The organism is Mesorhizobium sp. M7A.F.Ca.US.008.03.1.1, from assembly GCF_003997495.1.
GTDB lineage: Bacteria > Pseudomonadota > Alphaproteobacteria > Rhizobiales > Rhizobiaceae > Mesorhizobium.
The window spans coordinates 89,505-105,945 of the sequence record NZ_RZRU01000012.1; the positions used below are offsets into that span (position 1 = coordinate 89,505).

General features: G+C 62.4%; 15 protein-coding genes and 1 riboswitch. Of the genes, 4 read left to right on the forward strand and 11 right to left on the reverse strand.

Translation table 11 applies throughout. The annotated features are described in order from the left end of the window. Positions 1-6 precede the first annotated feature (6 nt). Positions 7-1,254, reverse strand: a complete 1,248-nt coding sequence (locus tag EOA16_RS18190; protein ID WP_127259509.1) for an aromatic ring-hydroxylating dioxygenase subunit alpha — start codon at positions 1,252-1,254, stop codon at positions 7-9. 114 nt (positions 1,255-1,368) lie between these two features. Further along, positions 1,369-1,571: riboswitch (cobalamin riboswitch) on the reverse strand. Between the two features lie 513 nt (positions 1,572-2,084). Here EOA16_RS18190 and EOA16_RS18195 point away from each other — a divergent pair. From EOA16_RS18195 to EOA16_RS18205, 3 genes are all read left to right on the forward strand, one after another. Then, positions 2,085-2,282: a DUF680 domain-containing protein gene (locus EOA16_RS18195; RefSeq protein ID WP_027039902.1), complete on the forward strand. Its 198-nt coding sequence runs from the start codon at positions 2,085-2,087 to the stop codon at positions 2,280-2,282. A 71-nt stretch (positions 2,283-2,353) separates the two neighbouring features. Continuing rightward, entirely contained in the window at positions 2,354-2,554 is a 201-nt protein-coding gene (locus EOA16_RS18200) for a DUF680 domain-containing protein (protein ID WP_127259510.1), read from the forward strand. 69 nt (positions 2,555-2,623) lie between these two features. Beyond that, complete coding sequence (locus tag EOA16_RS18205; protein ID WP_127259511.1) at positions 2,624-2,866, forward strand: DUF680 domain-containing protein; 243 nt, start codon at positions 2,624-2,626, stop codon at positions 2,864-2,866. A gap of 78 nt (positions 2,867-2,944) precedes the next feature. Here the strand turns inward: EOA16_RS18205 and ugpC are convergent, their stop codons facing one another. The 5 genes from ugpC to EOA16_RS18230 all read right to left on the reverse strand — a co-directional run bounded on the left by ugpC (position 2,945) and on the right by EOA16_RS18230 (position 9,504). Next, the gene (ugpC, locus tag EOA16_RS18210) at positions 2,945-4,057 is read right to left on the reverse strand and encodes a sn-glycerol-3-phosphate ABC transporter ATP-binding protein UgpC (protein WP_127259512.1); all 1,113 of its coding nucleotides are present in this window, start codon (positions 4,055-4,057) and stop codon (positions 2,945-2,947) included. Positions 4,058-4,081: 24 nt separating this feature from the next. Next, complete coding sequence (locus EOA16_RS18215; protein ID WP_127259513.1) at positions 4,082-5,746, reverse strand: alpha-glucosidase family protein; 1,665 nt, start codon at positions 5,744-5,746, stop codon at positions 4,082-4,084. A 4-nt stretch (positions 5,747-5,750) separates the two neighbouring features. Next, positions 5,751-6,905 (reverse strand): carbohydrate ABC transporter permease, encoded by a 1,155-nt coding sequence (locus tag EOA16_RS18220; protein ID WP_127259514.1) that lies wholly within the window; start codon positions 6,903-6,905, stop codon positions 5,751-5,753. A 1-nt stretch (position 6,906) separates the two neighbouring features. After that, on the reverse strand, positions 6,907-7,920 hold the full coding sequence (locus EOA16_RS18225) for a sugar ABC transporter permease (RefSeq protein WP_127259515.1): 1,014 nt from the start codon (positions 7,918-7,920) through the stop codon (positions 6,907-6,909). A 228-nt stretch (positions 7,921-8,148) separates the two neighbouring features. After that, on the reverse strand, positions 8,149-9,504 hold the full coding sequence (locus EOA16_RS18230; protein WP_127259516.1) for an ABC transporter substrate-binding protein: 1,356 nt from the start codon (positions 9,502-9,504) through the stop codon (positions 8,149-8,151). A gap of 365 nt (positions 9,505-9,869) precedes the next feature. On the opposite strand from EOA16_RS18230, the gene EOA16_RS18235 reads away from it, so the two are divergent. Further along, positions 9,870-10,892 carry a substrate-binding domain-containing protein gene (locus tag EOA16_RS18235; protein WP_127259517.1) on the forward strand — a complete coding sequence of 341 codons (1,023 nt, stop codon included), beginning with the start codon at positions 9,870-9,872 and terminating at the stop codon, positions 10,890-10,892. Between the two features lie 32 nt (positions 10,893-10,924). On the opposite strand, the gene EOA16_RS18240 is transcribed toward EOA16_RS18235, so the two are convergent. From EOA16_RS18240 to EOA16_RS18260, 5 genes are all read right to left on the reverse strand, one after another. Then, the gene (locus EOA16_RS18240; protein WP_127259518.1) at positions 10,925-12,364 is read right to left on the reverse strand and encodes a S8 family serine peptidase; all 1,440 of its coding nucleotides are present in this window, start codon (positions 12,362-12,364) and stop codon (positions 10,925-10,927) included. Continuing rightward, positions 12,354-13,022, reverse strand: coding sequence for an anti-sigma factor (locus EOA16_RS18245; RefSeq protein WP_127259519.1), 669 nt, complete (start codon positions 13,020-13,022; stop codon positions 12,354-12,356). Before EOA16_RS18245 ends, EOA16_RS18240 begins: the two co-directional genes overlap by 11 nt. Then, complete coding sequence (locus tag EOA16_RS18250) at positions 13,019-13,585, reverse strand: sigma-70 family RNA polymerase sigma factor (RefSeq protein ID WP_127259520.1); 567 nt, start codon at positions 13,583-13,585, stop codon at positions 13,019-13,021. The genes EOA16_RS18245 and EOA16_RS18250 overlap by 4 nt, the downstream gene beginning before the upstream one ends. Before the next feature lie 275 nt (positions 13,586-13,860). Continuing rightward, positions 13,861-14,700 (reverse strand): alkaline phosphatase family protein, encoded by an 840-nt coding sequence (locus tag EOA16_RS18255; protein WP_127259521.1) that lies wholly within the window; start codon positions 14,698-14,700, stop codon positions 13,861-13,863. 98 nt (positions 14,701-14,798) lie between these two features. Then, complete coding sequence (locus EOA16_RS18260; RefSeq protein ID WP_127259522.1) at positions 14,799-16,388, reverse strand: ABC transporter substrate-binding protein; 1,590 nt, start codon at positions 16,386-16,388, stop codon at positions 14,799-14,801. Positions 16,389-16,441 lie beyond the last annotated feature (53 nt).

The following is a 16,441-nucleotide window of genomic DNA, read 5'->3' on the forward strand; positions in this document are numbered from 1 at the left end:
CCTGGGCTAGGCGACGCTGCGCAAGGCCGGCCGGTCGCCTTCGGCAAGGCGCGGCCCGATGAACGACGCGTACCACTCGACGAACTGGATCACGCCGCCCTCATGCAGCTCCGAATAGGGGCCTGGTTCATAGGCCGGCGACAGGATGCCGAAGGCGTTTTCCTCGACGATGCGGCGGTCCTGGTCGTTGGTCTCGGTCCAGACATGGGTGAGCTCAGCGAGGTCGTAGTCGACGCCTTCGACCGCATCCTTGTGGACGAGCCATTTCGTCGTCACCGCGGTTTCCGTGGCACTGATCGGCAGCACGCGGAAGGTGACGGCGTGGTCGCCGAGGATATGGTTCCAGGTCGCCGGATAGTGATACAGCAGCAAGGAACCGATGCGGTCGGTTGAAACGCTGTCGGACAGGTTCTTTTGGACCGCTCGTTTTCCCGTCATGGTGTAGCTGACGGCATCGCGCAGCAGCGGCGCGCGGGTGGCGCGGTACTGCCCTGCCGGATCGATGCGGAATTTGCTCGGCAAGCCTGATGCCTCGCATTTGGCCCAGTGCGCGATCATTTCAGGGTCGCTGTCGGCGCCATGGACGCCGGTCACGGTCGGAGCCTCGGGGAAGGTCTTGCACAGCTCGGGGTGATTGGCGGCGCAGTGGTAGCACTCGCGGTTGTTTTCCCAGACCAGCTTCCAGTTGCCCTTCTCGATGATCGTGCTCTCGAAGGCGATCTTTGCTTCACGCAACCGGTGCGGCAAAAGATAGGGTTCGATCATCGCCCGCATCGGCGCGAAATCCGCCGGTTCCTTGGCCAGGCAGATGAAGATGTAGCCGCCGACGCTCTCGCAGGCGACCGGCTTCAAGCCGAAATCACTCTTGTCGAAACCATCGGCCATCTGGCGGGCAAACAGCAGGCGGCCGTCCAACTCATAGGTCCACTGATGATACGGGCAGACGAGCTTTGCCGCCGTGCCCTTCTCCGCGTTGCACACGCGGCTGCCGCGATGGCGGCAGGAATTGTGAAAGGCGTTGATCTTGCTGTGCTGGTCGCGGACAAGGACGACCGGATAGTCGCCGATCTGCACGGTGATGTAGCTGCCTGGCTTCGGCAGTTCGCAATCATGGCCGATGAACAGCCAGTCGCGATACCAGATCAGCTCCATGTCGAGCTTGAAGTAGTCTGGATCGGTGTAGAAGGGCTGCTCCAGCGAAAAGCCTTGCCGGCGCCCCTTCAGGAGCCTCAGCATGTCGTTGCGGATATCCATGTCCTGTCCTCGTTTCTAAGGACTGAACTGGTGGTGATGGAGGAAGGATTGAAACGCAGGCCGGCTGTGTGCCGGACATGCGTTATCCACCTCTTGACCGCCCACCGCGATCAGTCGAGTCTAAAAATCTCGGGCTGGTTTCCGGGCTCTGGAGTTGTCCTTGCGGACCATCGCGACACCTTCCCAGGCCGTTGCCCAGTGGTCTCCCGTTGCGACTTGAACTCCACCACCGTTGCGGGGGCAGCGCCGGATTCTGACCGGCTTCCCAATTCTCCGCCTCGTCGTCACGAAGCGGCACCTGAGATGATATGATCTAACCACGATCGCGGACGCGCCGTCGGCATGAAAACGACATCGTATCCATGCGGCGCGACACGGCATGCGAAACGTTACCGCAGATCGTCGTGGGCCCGAAAGCCCATCTCCGGGGCGGCCCATTGCCGGCTGCGATCTTCCCGAATCCGACCTTTGGCAGAGGTCAAATAAGGCTAACGGTTTCGAAAAGTGACTATTAGCTTGTCCTAAAATCGAACCGAACGGTTCGTTTCTGTTGACGGTGCGTGCAGGACGGTGTGAACGGTGGGCCTTTGAAACAGTCAGTGATCCATCAGGTGGTTAAACCTAACACACTGATATAAAGAAGAAAAATGTATCCATAGATTCCCTTGGCACAATTTCAAGGTGTGGATTCATGGTCCACACGGAACAACTTCGTGATTGGAAAAGACGGGGCTGCCCTCCCACATCGGGGCTGTCCGAACGACGCGATTTCATTTCCAAGACACGCCGCTAGACGGACGGAAAAAAGACGATACTGGAGTACCAAAAAAATGAAAAAGATCATTCTCACTGCCGCAGCCCTTCTGGCCATTTCCGGCAGCGCCTTCGCTGGTAGCGACCACTACGGTTCGAACGCCGCGGCAGCCACTGCTGTCGACAGCTCGTACACCGCTTCGACCAAGAAGTCGGAACCGGCTGCTCAGGCGCCTGCCCAGGGTGCTGACCACAACCTCTTCGGCAACAACTAACAGCCGATTTCCAGTCGACGGCGGGCTCACCCGCCGCCCTGGCGAAGTTCAGACATTCAGGAGTACTTAAGATGAACAAGATCCTCATTGCTGCCGCCGCCGTTCTGGCCATCTCCGGCAGCGCTTTCGCGGGCAGCGACAACTACGGTTCGAACGGCTCCAACCAGCCTACCGCCGCTGTGGACCAGTCGTACACGGCTTCCACCAAGACCTCGGAACCGGCTGCCCAGACGTCCGCTCAGGGCAGCGACCGTAACCTCTTCGGTCGCTAATTACCAATTTCGCAACCGACGGCAGCTGTGTCTGCCGTCCTGGCGAAATCCAGAATTCAGGAGACTAAAATGGACAAGATCCTTATTGCTGCCGCCGCCGTTCTGGCCATCTCCGGCAGTGCCTTCGCCGGCAGCGACAACTTTGGCTCCAACGGCGCCAACCAGTCTGCGGTTACGTCGGTTGACAGCGCGCATACGAGCTCGGTCCGCAACAGCGGTGGCCTCGTGGAGAAGCTGCTTAATTCGTCGGGCGACACCACCCAGAAGTCTGCTCCGCAAGGTGCCGACCGCAACCTCTTCGGCAACAACTAACAGCCGAAGTCGATCTCCAGGTCCAAGAGCGGCGGGCCCAGCCCGCCGCTCTTTTTGTGCCTGACACGGTAGTTGCGGTTAAGCCGCCTTTGCTTCCACTTCATGCAACGCGAAAGAACGTCCATCCGCGTCGAAGATATGCAGGTCCTCGCCATTGGCGCTCAGCCGCAATGTCGAGCCGCGCTTGACCTCGACATTGCCGGGCAGCTTGGTCACCAGCGGCAGGTCGGCGCGGCCGATGTCGACATAGACAAGCTGCACCTCGCCGAGTTGCTCCACATAGTCGACCGTCCCCTCGAACAGATAGTCCGCGCCGCTGGCGATGATCAGGTCCTCCGGCCGCACTCCAAAGCTCACCGCAGCGCCCTTTGCCGAAGCCGGCGTCGCGATCGGTACGGTCGCCTTGCGGCCGCCGACATGGCTGACGACGGTCGGGTTGCCGGTCTTGTCGATGGTCGCGGGCAGGATGTTCATGGCCGGCGAGCCGATGAACTGGGCAACGAACAGATTGCCGGGTTTCTTGTAGAGATCCATCGGCGTGCCGACCTGTTCGATATGGCCGTCCTTGAGCACCACGATGCGGTCGGCCAGCGTCATCGCCTCGACCTGATCGTGGGTGACGTAGATCATGGTCGTGTTGGGCATGGATTCCTTGAGCTTGGCGATCTCGATGCGGGTCGCGACGCGCAGCGCCGCATCAAGGTTCGAAAGCGGCTCGTCGAACAGGAACACCTTTGGATTGCGCACGATGGCGCGGCCGATGGCGACGCGTTGGCGCTGGCCGCCCGACATCGCCTTGGGCAGGCGGTCGAGATATTTGGTCAGCTGCAGGATCTCGGCGGCCTGACGCACGCGGCGGTCGATCTCGGCCTTGTTCTCTTTGCCGATCTTCATCGAGAACGCCATGTTGTCGTAGACGGTCATGTGCGGGTAGAGTGCGTAGGACTGGAACACCATGGCGATGCCCCGCTTTGACGGCGGCACGTCGTTCACCACCTCGCCGGCTATTCTGAGCTCGCCGGAGGTGATTTCCTCGAGCCCGGCGATCGACCTCAGCAATGTCGACTTGCCGCAGCCCGACGGGCCGACGAAGACGATGAACTCGCCCGACTTGATATCGAGATCGATGCCGTGGAGAATGTTCAGATTGCCGTAGGACTTCTTCACTTGTCTTAGCGTGACATCGGCCATTGGTTTCCTCCAGTGATTGGAAATTCAGTCGAGACGCCCGAACCAGGCGCCGTAGCCGCCAAGCTCGATGGAACCGCTGCTCGCCAGCCCCGCAAAACCGTGCCCGGGCAGAGGTTGCAGCGATCGGCCGCCAAGGTCAACCGTGGCTGGCGCGGCTCCCAGATTGAAGACGCAGACGATCTGCTCGTTGCCCGCGCGGCGCGTGAAGGCGACGGTGTCGCCCTCACTTTCGATGAAGGTGATGTCGCCCTTGGCCAGCGCCGGATGGGCACGCCGGAACGTGAGGAAGCGCCGGTAGTGCTCGAGCAGGGAAGCCTCGTCGCCCTGCTGGACATTGACCGCTTGCGCCAGATGCTTGGCCGGCACCGGCAACCAGGGCTTTGCCGGGGAGAAACCCCCGTTTTTGGCTCCGCCGTCCCATACCATCGGTGTGCGGCAGCCGTCTCGGCCCTTGAATTCCGGCCAGAAGCGGATGCCGTAGGGGTCCTGCAAATCCTCGAACCGCAGCTCCGCTTCACCGAGCCCAAGTTCCTCCCCCTGATAGATGCAGACCGAACCGCGCAGGGACATCAGTAGCGCCGAGATGACCTTGAGGTAGGCGGTGGGGTCGGCCTCATTGGCCGCCCAGCGCGAGGCTGGGCGCATCACATCATGGTTGGAGAAGGCCCAGCACGACCAGCCGTCGCTGGCGACTTTGCCGAAGGATTCCAGCACCGAGCGGACCTTGCCCGCGCTGATCTTTTCCGGCGCCAGGAAATCGAAGGAATAGCACATATGCACGCGCTTGCCGCCGGCGGTGTAGGCCGCCACCACTTCCAGACCGCGCTGCGAATCGCCGACCTCGCCGACCGCGGCGGTTGCCGGATATTCATCGAGCAGGGCGCGGAACCGTTCGAGGAAGCCGAGGTTCTCGGGCCGGCTCTTGTCATAGAGATGGTCCTGGTAGTTGTAGGGGTTGACCGCCGGCGCGGTCTGGTCGTTGCGCTCTTCCGGCGGCAGCGGCGGATTGTTTTCCAGGCCCTGGCTGTGGAAGTAGAAATTGATGGTGTCGAGCCGGAAACCATCGACGCCGCGCTCCAGCCAGAAGCGGGTGACGTCGAGCAATGCGTCTTGGACTTCGTGGTTGTGGAAGTTGAGGTCGGGCTGTTCGGCCAGGAAATTGTGCATGTAATATTGCTGGCGGCTGGTGTCCCATTGCCACGCCGAGCCGCCGAAGATCGACAGCCAGTTGTTCGGCGGCGTGCCGTCCGGCCTGGCGTCTGCCCAGACGTACCAGTCGGCTTTCGGGTTGCTGCGGCTCGACCGGCTTTCCTTGAACCATGGGTGGTTGTCGGCGGTGTGCGACAGCACCTCGTCGATCATCACCTTCAAGCCCAGCCTGTGTGCCTCGGCGGTCAGTGCGTCGAAATCGGCCAGCGTGCCGAACATCGGATCGACATCGCAGTAATCCGATACGTCATAGCCGAAATCCTTCATCGGCGACTTGAAGAACGGCGAAATCCAGATGGCATCCGCGCCGAGTGCGGCGATGTAGGGGAGGCGCCCTATGATGCCCTTGAGATCACCGATGCCGTCGCCGTTCGAGTCCTGGTAGCTGCGCGGATAGATCTGGTAGATCACCGCGCCCCGCCACCAGTCGCGATCGATGGCGAGGTCAGGCTTCGAGCTGGCCTTCAAAGCGGATTGCATCGTCTCAGCCTCCTTTCACCGAGCCGGCTAGCAGCCCGCGGACAAAATAGCGCTGCAGCGAGAAAAACACGATCAGCGGCACAATGATGGTCACGAAAGCCGATGTCGTCAGGATCTCCCAGTCGCCGCCGCGTGAGCCCAACAGCGCGTTGAGCTTGGCGGTCAGCACGATCTGGTCTGCCTCTGTACCGAGGAAAACCATCGCCACCAGCAGATCGTTCCATACCCACAGGAATTGGAAGATGGCAAACGAAGCCAGCACCGGGAACGACAGCGGCAAGACGATCTTGACGAAGATCTCGAAATCGCTGGCGCCGTCGATGCGCGCCGATTCCATGATTTCGCGCGGCAGGCCGGCAATGTAGCTGCGCAGCAGGTAGATGGCGAAGGGCAGCCCGAACCCGGTATGCGCCAGCCAGATGCCGAGATAGGTCTTCGACGGCATGCCGAAAAAAGCGCCGACGCCATTGTAGAGTTTCAACAGCGGGATCAGCGACATCTGCAATGGCACCACCAGCAGGCCGATGATGACCGCGATCAGCAGAGCCCGGCCGGGAAACCGCATCCAGGCCAGTGCATAGGCGGCAAAGGCGGCGATCAGGATCGGGATGACGGTAGCCGGAATGGTGACGGTCAGAGAATTCATGAATGACCGTCCGATGCCTTCGGAGAACAGCACGGTTCTGTAGTTGTCGGTGGTGAATTTCGGCGGCGCCGACGAAGCATAATAGACGCGCTGGCCGCGATCGCCTTCGAACGCTTTCGGGGACTGCATGACGAAGCTGCCGTCGGCATTGAGCTGCAAGGCTACGCCGTCGCCGAGATCGGCTGACGTGCCGGCGGGATATTGTGTCGGTGCCGCCGATTTGACGCCGAAGGCGCTGATGTCACGCTTGGCGCCATCGCCGAAGATATTGCCCTCGAGGACGAACTTGCCGTCCTTTTCGACCTGCGTCGAGGCGGGCGGGAGCCGGCCGGCTTCCGTCTGCGTGGAACTGGCGAACGAGTTCCACCAGCCCGAGGCGATGATCTGGTTCTTGTCGCGCAGCGATGAAACCAGGATGCCGAGCGTCGGGATGGTCCAGATCGCGACGAAGACGAGCACGGCGATGTGGACGCCAAAGCGGCTGGCGAAGGAATTTCCGGTCGCGACGGCCATCTCAATGTCCTCCCGTCTCTTTGTTCGCCTGGCGGATGTTCCAGACCATGATCGGAATGACCGCGATCATGATGATGATGGCGATGGTGGCGCCGCGGCCGAAATCGCCGCCGCCGCGGAACATCCAGTCGAACATCAGATTGGCCAGCACCTGGCTGTTCCACTGGCCATTGGTCATGGTCAGCACGATGTCGAACACTTTGAGCACCAGAATGGTGATCGTGGTCCAGACCACGGCGATGGTGCCCCAGATCTGCGGCACCATGATCTTCCAGAAGATCTGGAACGGATTGGCGCCGTCGATGACGGCGGCTTCCAGCGTTTCCTCGGGGATGCCGCGCAGGGCGGAAGACAGGATGACCATGGCAAAGCCGGTCTGAATCCAGATCAGGATGATCATCAGGAAGAAATTGTTCCAGAACGGCAGCGATATCCAGACCTGCGGCTGCCCGCCGAAATGCTGGATGATGGCGTTGAGGATGCCGATCTGCGTCTGACCCTCGCCCCGATACTCGTAGATGAATTTCCAGATCACGCTGGCGCCGACGAAGGAGATCGCCAGCGGCAGGAAGATCAGGCTCTTGGCGATCGTGCCCCACCAGATCTTGTCGGTGAGCACGGCGATGATCAGCCCAAGGAAGGTGCAGGCGGCCGGCACCACCGCCAGCCAGATGATGTTGTTGAGGATCGAGTTGCGGAATTCGCGATCGCCGAACGCCCATTCATAGTTCGCCAGGCCGACGAAATTGATGCCGCTGCGATCGAGGAACGACAGCCGCAGCGTCTCGACCACCGGATAGATCAGGTAGATGGTCAGGATGATCATCGCCGGACCGACGAACAGCCATGGCCGTACCAGCCCTTGCCGGCGCAGATTGTCGATGGCCGCAGCACCCGCGACGCCGCGTGACGGGAATATCAGGTCGACCAGTTTGTTAGCGCCCCAGAAATAAGCGACGCAACCGCCGACGCCGACGATGATGACGAAAATGGCCGAGAAAATCTGAGCCGCCATGGGTCCCTCTCCCCCTGCGCATGACCCGACAAGGAATGACCTTGGTGACGGGGACCAGGCGCCGATTCAGTTGTTTGGAGCGCGTCATCGGCGGCTTGCGCACATTGCCGATCGCGCTTCATGTCAATGCGCTCATGACGAAAGGCTGCGGCACGGGCCGCCGCTGGATCCGGGCCAGTACGGCCCGGATCCAGTGCGAGAATGGTTGGTCGTCTAAGTGCCAGCCGCCTACTTGATGGCGTCCCAGCTCTTCTGGATGTCGGTGGCGACGTCCTGTGCGGACTTGCCGCCGACCAGGTCGATCATGCCGGTCCAGAAGGCGCCGGCGCCGATCTTGCCCGGCATCAGGTCGGAACCGTCGAAGCGGAAGGTCGAGGCATTGGCGAGGATTTCGCCCTGCTTCTTCAGCGCGTCGCTGGCATAGGCATCCTTGTTGACCGACTTGAGCGGCGTCACGAAGCCGCCTTCGGCCATCCAGATCTCGTGGGCGAGCGGCATCTTCAGGAATTCGATGAACGCGCGCGCACTCTTGCTGTCCTTGGTGATCATCGCCAGCGTACCTGCGCCGAGCACCGGCGTGCCGAGTTCAGGCTTGGAGGCATAGGGTGGGAAGTAGAAGAAGTCCGCGTCCTGGCCGACCTTGGTGCCTTCCGGGAAGAAGGTCGGGATGAAAGATGCCTGGTGGTGCAGGTAGCATTTCGGCGGCACCGAAAAGAGACCCTTCGGGCTGTCGCGGAAATCGGTCGCCGCAACCGCCTTGGCGCCGCCGTCGACCATCTTGTCGTCGGTCGCGATCTTGCCGAAAATGTCGATGGCGTTGACCACCGCGGGGTCGTTGAACGGGATCTCGTTCTTCACCCATTTGTCGTAGACTTCCGGAGGCTGGGTGCGCAGCATCAGGTCTTCGACCCAGTCGGTCGCCGGCCAGCCGGTGGCGCCGCCGGAGCCGAGGCCGATGCACCACGGCTTGCCGCCATCGGCGATGATCTTCTTTTCGAGATCGGCGAGTTCTTCCTGCGTCTTCGGCACCTTGTAGCCGGCTTCCTCGAAATTATCCGGCGAGTACCAGACCAGCGACTTCACGTCGGCCTTGTATGGGAAGGCGAAGAAGCCCGGCTTGCCCTCCTTGTCCTTGAAGGTGCCGAGATCGACCCATGACTGGCCGGCACCGTAATTGTCCTTGACCCATTTGGCGGTGTCGTCACCGAGCGGCGTCAAAAGGCCCTTCGACGCCAGGTCCTGGATGAGGCCCGGCTGCGGCAGCACGGCGATGTTCGGCGGGCTGCCGGCCTGCGTGTCGATGACGATCTGCTGCTCGTAATTCTCCGAGGAGGAGTATTTGATCTCGACGCCGGTGGCTTCCGAGAAATAGTCGAGAACGCCGCGCACCAGGCCTTCGTCCTCGCCGCGCCACGGTCCGAAGATCGACAGCGTCTCACCCTTGAGGTCGACTTTCTTGAGCTCTTCGTAGTTCGCCCAGTTGAAGCGCTTGTCTTCGCCGGGCTTGAACTTCAGTTCGGCCTGCGCGGGCGCGTTCAGGGCGAACGTGGCAAACGCAGCACCCAGCAAAAGCATTTTCTTCATCGGTATTCCCTCCCAGTGGGTCTCACACACCGGACGGAACCTCCATTCCGCCCGCCGACGCCGCAGGACTGTGACTCAGTCGGAAAGGAACCGCAACCTTTCGAAGAGTCTTCCAAAGCGCTTTGGCTTTTTCGATCACGCCATTGAATTGCTAGGAAGTCAAGAGGCTGGCCAATTAATCGATTTAGGTTCGTGCATTTGCCCCCCTGAAAGTGCGCTGCAACATACTATTATGGCGATGCAGCAGCAATTTTTGTTTCAAACACGCGCAAACCGCGTCTATGGTTCGGCTTCGTATGGCTCGGCCCCGGTGGCACTTGGGTCGATTCAATTTAAAAGCGCTTTGAGGGAAATGGAGACCTTTCGTGAACCTCAAGCAGCTCGCCCACATGTTGGCGCTTTCGCAAACCACGGTAAGCCGTGCGCTGAACGGCTATCCCGAGGTCAACGAGGAGACGCGCAGGCGTGTCATGGATGCCGCCAAGCGCCATGGCTATCGCCCCAACCCGAGCGCGCGCCGGCTGGCGACCGGCAAGACCGGCATGATCGGCTATGTCCTGCCGACCGGTGCGTCTGTCGACATCGACCCGCATTTCGTCGAGTTCCTGTCCGGCCTTGGCGACTATGCCCGCTCGCACGAGCTCGACCTTGTGCTGTCGCCGGCCGACGCCGACGACCAGGAAACCACTTACCGGCGCATCGTCGCCAACCGGCAGGTCGACGCTGTTTATATCTCCTCGCCGAGGCCCGTTGACCGGCGCGTGGCGCTGGTCAACACGCTCGGCATTCCCTTCATCGTCCATGGCCGCAGCGAAGGCTTTGATTTCGACTATGCCTTTACCGACATCGACAATGAGGGCGCCTTCCACGAGGCGGCCAGGCTGCTGATCCAGCTCGGTCATCGGCGGCTGGCGCTGATCAATGGCGACGACCGCGAGACCTTCGCCATTCATCGCGAACGCGGCGTGCGCCGGGCGCTCGCCGCGAGCGGACTGACATTGAGCGAACGCCATGTCTGCTCGGTTGATATGACCGAGGAGAACGGCTATCGCGCCACCAGGCGTTTGCTGGAAGAAGGCGACGCGCCGACGGCGATCGCCTGCTCCAGCCTGATCATGGCGCTGGGCGTCGTGCGCGCCGTGCGCGACCTCGGCCTGAGCATTCCGGGCGACGTGTCGCTGATTGCCCATGATGACGTCTTCCCCTGGCTGAGGCCGGAGAATTTCTCGGTGCCGCTGTCGACGACGCGTTCATCGATCCGTCTTGCCGGCGCCCGCGTCGCCGAGCGGCTGGCGGCACGGATCTCGGGACTGGAGGAGGGCGCCCGCGGCGAGGTCTGGCCGGTCGACCTGGTGGTCAGGGGATCGGTGGCGGGGGCGCCTGTTTAGAACGGTCTCCCGAAAGGCTGCAAGCGCCGACCTCACTCCTTCACCACCGCCGCCGCCTTGATGTCCAGCAGCCCATAGCCGAAGTCATTGTCGCGTCCCGTTGGGCCGAGGTCTTTCGCCGTTGCCGCGAGCGCCTTTTCGATGTCGTCGACCGAACGATCGGGCGCGGCATGGATAAGATTGGCGATGGCGCCACTTACGATCGCCGCCGCGAACGAGGTGCCGGTGACCACATCCGAGCCGGCGCCGCTCGGCGCCACCATCTCGACGCCGGGCGCCGAGATGAAGACATAGGCGCCGCGATTGGCCTGCGGCATCAGCCCGTCCTTGGCGTCGGTGGCAGTCACCGCGATGACGCCGTCGAAGGCGGCCGGATAGCCATAGGGCGCCTTCGGCCCGTTGTTGCCGGCTGCGGCGACCAGCACCATGCCGAGCGCGCGGGCATTGCGGCAGGCGACGCCGAGCAGGTCGTTCTTCGGCCCGACGAAGCTCATGTTGATGATGCGCACGTCCTGCTCCGCCGCCCAGTCGAGCGCCGACAGGATGACGTCCATGGTCGATTTGCCGCCCTCGAAGGCACGTGCGTGGTAGATTTTTGCGCCCGGCGCCATGCCTTCCAGCGTACCGACGCCGGCGATCAGCCCGTCGATCGACGTGCCGTGATCGCGCTTTTCGATCGGCACGTCGGGCATGGCGTCGAACTGCCCGGCAATGACGCCCGACAGCGCCGGGTTGGTGTCGTCGATGCCGGTGTCGATCACCGCAATGCGGACGTTTTCGCCGCTGGCCTGCTTGGCATCTAGCGCGATACGATCGAACGCATAGTTGACGATGCCGGCGGCCTGCTGCAGCGAATAGACATGGTTGGGCTCGCGCCGCTGGGTGCGGCCGTCGGCGGCCAGTTGCGCCAAAACGACGCCGACGGGCCGGCCGTCGGGAATGCCGAAGCGCACCAGCGTGGTGCCAAGCAGCCGCGACTGGCGCTGCGAGCGCACCTGCAGGCCGAAGGAGGCGGCGATCTGCTGGACAGCGCCGGCATCGCCGTCGATGGTCACCAGCACCTCGTCGGGCACGAAATCGCCAACCACCGCGCGCCGCGGCTGAACGGCGATGAGATCGGTCGGCGAGACGATCGGGCCGCCGGGCGGGGGGCCGGCTTGAGTGTCGGCAGGCGGCGTCGCAGGCGCCGGCCGTGGCGTCGGCACAGGGGTTGGAGGCGCCGCCGGGTTGGGAAACAGGTCGACGATCAGCGCCGGCAGGAAGACGGCGCCGGATTGGCCTGCGTCCGCTCCGCTCTTTGTGTCATTGCCATCCTTGGCGCAGTTGGCGCCCGCCGCGTTGGTCCCGTCGCGGCAGTCGATTTTCGTCTGGTCTGGATTGGGGTCGTTGGTCTGCGCCGACGCGGGCACGGCGGCGATTGTCATCGCCGCCGCAAGCATTGCCGCAAATCGAATGACTGCCTCAGCCGCCATCAGCCGGTTTCCTTCCCTCGATCACGGTCTCCGTGAAGGGCTGGGCGGCAATAAGGCCGATTTGCTTGGTGTAGTCGGCTGCGTTGGCAGCCGGGATGCCAAGCCGGAACACGCCGTCGGCGGTCGGTCCACCGATGATCTTCAGCCCGTTGCTGCCAAGGAAGGCGGATATGTCCGACATCTTGGCATCCGGCTTGAACTTGACCAGGGCGAACGGCATTTTCGCCAGATCGTCTTGCGCGCCGGCAATCTCGAAATCATTGCCCTTGCCGCCAGGCTCGACAAACGACTGCACCATGACCAGGGCCAGCAGAACCGCGGCTGCTGCCCAGGCGACACCGACCGGCACCGCCATGAAGCGGCCCCAGGCCTGCGCCAGCCAGGACGATCCCGCCGGCTTGCGCGCAGGCCCGGCCTCGGCGTCGAGTGCCTTGGCGAAGCGGCTGAGCGCATCGGCCGGCGGCCGGATTGCTTCGTTGGCGGCCGTGGCGCCGGAGAACTCGGCTTCAGCCTCGCCAAGGGCGGCAAGTGCGGCCGGATCGCTGGCCAGCCATTCCTCGACTGCTTCCAGGTCGGAACCTTCCAGCGAGCCGTTCAGGTAGAACGGCAGGAGCGTTTCCATTTCGTCGCGGCGCGACATCTTTTCAGCGGCGCTCATGGCCACCCCCTATCGTAACCGGCGGCCTTGAGGGCCTCGCCGAGTTTCTTGCGGGCGTAGAACATCCGGGTCTTGACGGTGGCGACCGGAATGTCGAGCACCTCGCCGATTTCGCTCACCGACTGTCCGTGATAATAGGCAAGATCGATCACCACGCGGTGCTCTTCGGGCAAGGCGTTGACGAAGCGCCGCAAGGCGGCCGCCTTGTCTTCCTTCATGGTGACGACTTCCGGGGTGTCGGCGCTGTCGGGCACCGCCGCGGCGGCCTCGTCGTCGATCCAGTCTTCCTTCTTCTTGCGCAGCAAGGACAGCGCCTTGAAACGGGCGATGCCGAGCAGCCATGTCGAGACTTCTGAGCGTCCTTCGAAACCTGGCGCCTGGCGCCACAGCTCGAGAAACACTTCGTTGGCGATATCATCGGCCATCATTTCCGATCCCGTCTGGCGTGCCACGAAGCGGTAGACCCGCGCGTGGTGACGCATGAACAGGAGCCGCACGGCGGCACGGTCGCCCTTCGCGACCCGGTCGACAAGCGCGCGATCGGTCTCCGTCGCTGCCGTCATGGCCGGTCGAGCCGCCTGGCTCCTGTCTGCTCTGTCGCTGATCGGTCCAAAAAGGTTCATCCTCCGCCAAGGAATTTTGGGAGGCTAGCCGAAGTCATTGGGTGTTGCCAGAGGCAGGGGCTTCCCTTCTCTCCTTGTGGGAGAAGGTCGATCGGCGCAGCGCCGAGACGGTTGAGGGGTGCGCCAAGGATCGCCGTCCCTGCCAAGCTGGAACATCCCTCATCCGTCGCCTTCGGCGACACCTTCTCCCGCAAGGGGAGAAGGCAGGGTCGCGCTCAGCTCAAGAACGGCTTCGCTTTCATCGTGGCCGGTATTGCCACACCCAGCCGGCTCAGCACCGTTGGCGCCAGCTGCAGCTGGTCGAGCAGCGTCTCAGCCTGCGGCCCCTTGCCGGGCCCGAAATAATACAGCGCGAAATCCTGCATCTCGTCGTCATGACCGCCATGATGACCCCGGTCGGTCTGGCCGTGGTCGGCAGTAACCATGACCTCATAGCCGGCTTCGATCCAGCGCGGCAGGAAGGCGGCCAGCATGCCGTCCATCGCATAGACGGCATGGTCCATTTCGTGGCAGTCGTGGCCGAAGCGGTGTCCCATCGAGTCCAACGTGCAGGTGTGCAGGATGCCGTAGTCGATGCCATGGCGTTTCGTCAGCATCGTCAGCGTCGCGAACAGGTCGACATCGCTCGGCGTCATCTGGTTGCGGAGATTGTAACCGGTCATGGTGTGGAAGCGGCCATGCGTGATCGGCCCGCTTGGCTCGTCGAATTCCATGTCCTCGACCAGGTCGAACGGATAGGCGCGGAAGAATTCCGACCAGTAGGAATGGGTCACCGCCCCCGTCTTGCCGCCTGCCTTGCGGATCTCGGAGAAGATATCGGGCTGCCCGACGCGGAACCGGTTCTCGTTGGAGAGAATGCCATGCACCTGCGGTGAAACCCCGGTGTGGATCGACGCATAGCAGCAGGCTGAAGTCGACGGCAGCACCGAGCGCATCTTCCAGACGCGCGCCTCGCCCGATTGCACCCAACCTTCGAGATTGCCCATCAGCCGGCGCCAGTTCCTGTAAGGCACGCCATCGAGGATGATCAGCAAAAGCTTGGATTTGAGCGCCATGGGCTGCTCCATGCGGTTGGCGGTTGAAACGGGAACGCCGTGTGCCGTCCCGGGCACACGGCGTTCTTGATAGATGAAATCGGACGATCAGAGTCCGCTCAAGCGTTGAGCCAGCACTCGGCAAGCGCGTAGCCGTCCATCATTTCGCCGATAGGGCTCTTGGCATAGCCACCGATCTTGTTGGTGGCGGCCGCGTCGATGAACTGGTTGAAGAAGGGCACGATCAGCCCGCCTTCGTCACGCATCATCACTGCCATATCGTGGTAGATCGCCTGGCGCTTGGCCTGGTCGAGCTCGCCGCGCGCGGTAAACAGCATCTTGTCGAATTCCGGCCGCTTGAAGCGCGTGTCGTTCCAGTCGGCTGTCGAGACATAGCCGGTGGAATACATCTGGTCCTGCGTGGCGCGTCCGCCCCAGTAGGAGAGCGAGAAAGGCTGCTTATTCCAGACCTCCGACCAGTAGCCGTCGCCGGGTTCGCGCTTGATCTCGATCTTGATGCCGGCTTTGGCGCAGGACTGCTGATAGAGCTGTGCGGCATCGACGGCGCCCGGGAAGGCGACGTCCGAGGTGCGCAGCACGATCGAGCCGCTGTGGCCTGATTTCTTGTAGGCTGCGGCCGCCTTGTCCGGATCGAACTTGCGCTGTTCGATGTCGGCGGAAAACAGCGGATAGGCCTCGTTGATCGGGAAGTCGTTACCCACCGAGCCATAGCCGCGCAGGATCTTTTCCAGCATCTCGTCACGGTCCATGGCAAGCTTCAGCGCCATGCGCAGGTCGTTGCTCTCGAAGGGTGCGGTGTCGCAGAACATGTTGAACGGGTAATAGCCCTTGCCCGATGCGTTCTCAATGCTGACGCCGGGAATACGCTTGACGAGGTCGACCACCTTGGGCTCGACGCGGTTGATCATGTGCACCTGACCACCCTGCAAGGCAGCCAACCGCGCCGTTGCATCGTTGATGACGATGATCTCGACTTGGTGGGCATGGCCGGCCTTGTCGCCCAGCCAGTAATTGGCGAAACGTTCGCCGCCATGGCGAACGCCTGGCTGGTTGACGGAGACCTTGTAGGGACCGGCGCTGATGCCGGCGTTCGGATCGTCCTTGCCGCCATTCGGCTGGATGACGAGATGGTAGTCGGCCATCAGATAGGGGAAGTCGGCATCGGCGTCGCCGAGCGTGACGATGACTTCCTTGCCGCTCGCCTTGACGCCCTTGATGTTCTTGAGGATGCCAAGTGCTCCCGACTTGGACTTCTCGTCGGCATGGCGTTCGATGGTGGCGGCAACATCCTCGGCGCCGACCGTCTTGCCATTGTGGAACTCGATGCCGTCGCGGATCTTGATCGTCCATGTCTTGGCGTCGGCCGAGGCGCCGATTTCTTCGGCAATCAGGTTGACCAGCTTGTTGTCGGGGGTAAGCCGCACAAGATACTCGCCCCAGAGCTTGCCGAAGCTGAAGGTGACCTGGCTGAGGTTCAGCGCCGGATCGAGGCTGTTGGTCGATTCACCGCCCTGCAGGCCTGCCTTGATGGTGCCGCCCTTAACTGCCGTCTGGGCGAAAGCCTTGCCGGCCAGCGCCGGTATCAGGGCTGCTGACACGCCAAGCGCGGCGGCGCGCCCGAGAAAGGCGCGGCGCGATATCCGGCCTTGACCGGCAAGTTCGGCGAGATAATCGAGTTCAGTCTTCATGTCCTACCCCTGTTTAAAAGTCGTGCGAGCGGCGCTCGTCCCGAAAGACATGT

What these genes read in the sequence shown, in the direction of transcription:
- EOA16_RS18190 (WP_127259509.1), bottom strand. Translation starts at nt 1,254, where the DNA reads ATGGATATCCGCAACGACATGCTGAGGCTCCTGAAGGGGCGCCGGCAA.
- EOA16_RS18195 (WP_027039902.1), top strand. Translation starts at nt 2,085, where the DNA reads ATGAAAAAGATCATTCTCACTGCCGCAGCCCTTCTGGCCATTTCCGGC.
- EOA16_RS18200 (WP_127259510.1), top strand. Translation starts at nt 2,354, where the DNA reads ATGAACAAGATCCTCATTGCTGCCGCCGCCGTTCTGGCCATCTCCGGC.
- EOA16_RS18205 (WP_127259511.1), top strand. Translation starts at nt 2,624, where the DNA reads ATGGACAAGATCCTTATTGCTGCCGCCGCCGTTCTGGCCATCTCCGGC.
- ugpC (WP_127259512.1), bottom strand. Translation starts at nt 4,057, where the DNA reads ATGGCCGATGTCACGCTAAGACAAGTGAAGAAGTCCTACGGCAATCTG.
- EOA16_RS18215 (WP_127259513.1), bottom strand. Translation starts at nt 5,746, where the DNA reads ATGCAATCCGCTTTGAAGGCCAGCTCGAAGCCTGACCTCGCCATCGAT.
- EOA16_RS18220 (WP_127259514.1), bottom strand. Translation starts at nt 6,905, where the DNA reads ATGGCCGTCGCGACCGGAAATTCCTTCGCCAGCCGCTTTGGCGTCCAC.
- EOA16_RS18225 (WP_127259515.1), bottom strand. Translation starts at nt 7,920, where the DNA reads ATGGCGGCTCAGATTTTCTCGGCCATTTTCGTCATCATCGTCGGCGTC.
- EOA16_RS18230 (WP_127259516.1), bottom strand. Translation starts at nt 9,504, where the DNA reads ATGAAGAAAATGCTTTTGCTGGGTGCTGCGTTTGCCACGTTCGCCCTG.
- EOA16_RS18240 (WP_127259518.1), bottom strand. Translation starts at nt 12,364, where the DNA reads ATGGCGGCTGAGGCAGTCATTCGATTTGCGGCAATGCTTGCGGCGGCG.
- EOA16_RS18245 (WP_127259519.1), bottom strand. Translation starts at nt 13,022, where the DNA reads ATGAGCGCCGCTGAAAAGATGTCGCGCCGCGACGAAATGGAAACGCTC.
- EOA16_RS18250 (WP_127259520.1), bottom strand. Translation starts at nt 13,585, where the DNA reads ATGACGGCAGCGACGGAGACCGATCGCGCGCTTGTCGACCGGGTCGCG.
- EOA16_RS18255 (WP_127259521.1), bottom strand. Translation starts at nt 14,700, where the DNA reads ATGGCGCTCAAATCCAAGCTTTTGCTGATCATCCTCGATGGCGTGCCT.
- EOA16_RS18260 (WP_127259522.1), bottom strand. Translation starts at nt 16,388, where the DNA reads ATGAAGACTGAACTCGATTATCTCGCCGAACTTGCCGGTCAAGGCCGG.